1 pseudogene is annotated in these 223 nt (G+C 47.1%); it reads right to left on the bottom strand.

Annotated elements, in window-relative coordinates:
• Positions 1 to 223: pseudogene (locus ACGF5R_RS25150) on the bottom strand (HNH endonuclease); the annotation flags it as partial.

The raw sequence follows: 223 nt of genomic DNA on the forward strand, positions 1-223 counted from the left end.
GCGGCACATAGAACTCACCATAATGTTTTTGGCAAAAGCTCTCATATGCAGCGACTGCGTCCTCAATCCTGTCAAACCTGCCGAGGGTATATTTCTTTTTATTCATCTGTGCTCTGGCTTTCCATTTCTGCCGTGACGGCTCCCAGAATACGCCTTTGAATCCGGACTTGTTTTTCTTACCTACTTCGACGTTGCGCTGGTTCTCTTCATTTGTGGCTTCACG

The organism is Photorhabdus sp. RM71S (genome assembly GCF_042879355.1).
Lineage (GTDB): Bacteria > Pseudomonadota > Gammaproteobacteria > Enterobacterales > Enterobacteriaceae > Photorhabdus > Photorhabdus kayaii.